We start from the raw sequence: 1,365 nt of genomic DNA on the forward strand, positions 1-1,365 counted from the left end.
ATGCTACCTATAGTTATCTATTAACAATGGATAAGCATACCAATAAATTTATTTTTACAATCAGATTAATTTTTCAAATTCTCAAGTCAACATTAGTAATTTTAATAAAACCAAAAGCTGGATTAGGAAAATTTTATGGTATATGTGATTATGTCATCAAAAAGCAAAATAAATAACTTAACTCAATTCGGCGCTTGTAAAAAATAGAAAAATAAATTTTTCTAATTTTGAAGTTTTTATGCTGAGAAATGACATTGTTAATTAATCTTTCATTTCTGTTAAATCGTCCCACAGGCATCAGTACTTATGCTCTAAATTTGTTGCCTCATTTACAACAACTTTATCCCACACTCTTAGTTTGCCAAAATATTTCTGGTTATAACTGCTATCCAATTCCCCCTGACCTAACCCCAGAACAAGGATTAAAAGGTCATTTGAAACGGCTTTTTTGGACGCAATTTCAATTACCGCAAATTTATAAAAAGCTAAAATCCCAGATTTTATTTTCCTTGCTGCCAGAAGCACCTATTTATACAAACTGCTCTTTTGTCGTGATGGTTCACGACTTTATTCCCTTGCGTTTTCCTAAAAGTTTTTCACCACTGACACCATATCATCGCTACTACGTTCCTCAAATCCTCAAGCAGGCACAACATATAATCTGCAATTCCCAAGCTACAGCTCAAGACATCACCGATTTTTACCAAATTCCCGATCGCAAAATCACCCCCATTCCCCTTGCTTACGATCGCACTCACTTTCGCTTTCTCAATCTCCCCCAAAGCAACTACTTTCTTTACATTGGACGCCAAAACACTTACAAAAACTTACATCGACTAATTACCGCCTTTGCTGCACTACCCAATAACAGCGACTATGAACTCTGGCTAGCAGGGCCAAGCGATGGCCGTTACACCCCGACTTTAAAAGCCCAAGTTGCTCAAGTAGGCATCAGCCATCAAGTAAAATTCCTTGACTACGTTCCTTACAGCGAATTGCCCAAAATCATCAATCAAGCCATCGCCCTTGTTTTCCCTAGTCTTTGGGAAGGTTTTGGTTTACCAGTCCTGGAAGCAATGGCTTGTGGTACCCCAGTAATTACCTCCAATCTTTCCTCCCTACCAGAAGTAGCTGGGGATGCGGCGATTCTAATTAACCCTTACAACACCAGAGAAATTACAGAGGCAATGGAAGCGATCGCCACTGACTCGACATTGCGATCGCGCCTTTCTAACCAGGGAATTATCCGCTCCCAACAATTCAGTTGGCAAAAAACCGGACAAGCTACCGCCGAAGTATTAGCCCGCTACGTGTAGAATATTACCGTTGAATAAGGCGGGGAGATGAGGGGGAGCAGGGGAGCAG

At 40.1% G+C, this 1,365-nt stretch carries 1 protein-coding gene; it reads left to right on the plus strand.

What is annotated here, in order from left to right; translation table 11 throughout:
- Positions 1-248: 248 nt before the first annotated feature.
- The gene (locus tag GNE10_RS34510; RefSeq protein ID WP_185570506.1) at positions 249-1,316 is read left to right on the plus strand and encodes a glycosyltransferase family 1 protein; all 1,068 of its coding nucleotides are present in this window, start codon (positions 249-251) and stop codon (positions 1,314-1,316) included.
- The last annotated feature ends 49 nt before the right edge of the window (positions 1,317-1,365 follow it).

The organism is Nostoc sp. 2RC, assembly GCF_014222165.1.
In the GTDB taxonomy this organism is placed as follows: domain Bacteria; phylum Cyanobacteriota; class Cyanobacteriia; order Cyanobacteriales; family Nostocaceae; genus Nostoc; species Nostoc linckia.

Excerpts from the sequence above, each read along its gene's own strand:
- GNE10_RS34510 (WP_185570506.1), top strand. The coding sequence starts at position 249 with ATGACATTGTTAATTAATCTTTCATTTCTGTTAAATCGTCCCACAGGC.